This is a genomic window from Pseudoalteromonas sp. Of11M-6 (assembly GCF_022347905.1).
Lineage (GTDB): Bacteria > Pseudomonadota > Gammaproteobacteria > Enterobacterales > Alteromonadaceae > Pseudoalteromonas.
Genome location: NZ_JAKRFW010000128.1, coordinates 1 through 1172 on the forward strand (window position 1 = coordinate 1; position 1172 = coordinate 1172).

The window sequence follows — 1172 nt, forward strand, 5'->3', positions numbered from 1 at the left end:
GAAGAAATTATCCTCAATCCCCACTTGCTCAAGGCCAAGTACCTGTTGCCAAATCTCACAAAGTTGGGTCTCTAAGGCATTGCGCGGTGCCACATAGAGGTTGTCGGCTTGAAGCTCTGGCACGGGGAGTGCTTTGCGGTCAAGCTTACCGTTACCCGTGAGTGGAATATGCTCGATTAGAGTAAAGTGACTGGGCACCATGTATTCAGGTAAAGCAGCACTTAGGGCGAGCTTTAACTCGGTAATTTCAAGGTCAGGCTCTGCGACAAGATAAGCGGCCAGCGCTTTGCCTTGCGGTGCAGGCACGTCAATCACCACAGCGTTTTGTACGCCTTGTTGGTCGACAATAGCAGCGGCAATCTCGCCTAGTTCGACACGATAACCACGAATTTTCACCTGCTCATCGTTACGACCGAGATACACCAAGTCGCCGTTGTCTAGGAAACGGGCAAGGTCACCGGTTTTGTACAGCTTGCTATGGGCGGGGTCGTGACTAAATGGATTATCAATAAAGCGCTCAGCATTGAGTTCAGGGCGGTTTAAGTAACCACGGGCAACCCCAAGGCCTGAAATATATAACTCACCCGGCGCACCAATGGGCATGGGCTGCAGCGACTCAGACAGCACATGAAGATTAACGTTAGGGTAGGCTTTACCTATGCCTTGATGAAGACGTGGGTAGGCCTGTGCTAGCATCGCACCGACTGTGGCTTCCGTTGGGCCATATTCATCGAAAATAGCGTTTACATGGTCGCTTAATGCGGCAATGGCCTGCTCAGTCAGCGCTTCACCACCGAGCATTAGGGCATCGACTTGTGCGTCGCTGCCAGGCAATAGCGCCATGGCAAGACTCGGTGTGGTTTTCACAAAGCCAACGTTCGCGGTATTTAGATGAGTTCTAAAGGCGGCGGCATCAAGAATATCGCCTTCATAAACACACACCGTTTGTCCAGCAAGGAGCGGGCATAAGGTGGTGGTCACCGACAGGTCAAAACAGTAGTTAGAAGAAAAGTCGATATTACGATACTTGTCACCTAGCTGGCGGGTTAAGGCGTGAAGATAGTAAAGCACATTGTGCTGAGTGAGCATCACACCTTTTGGTTGTCCGGTTGTCCCTGAGGTGTAGATGATATAAGCCAAGTTAGCCAACGCGGTTGGACGCACTAAGTTCT

Annotated in this window: 1 protein-coding gene; it reads right to left on the reverse strand. The window is 50.9% G+C overall.

Going from position 1 to position 1172, the window contains the following annotated elements; genetic code table 11:
* Positions 1–1172: amino acid adenylation domain-containing protein (locus MHN32_RS23645; protein WP_239422994.1), on the reverse strand; the 1172-nt coding region annotated here is incomplete at both ends.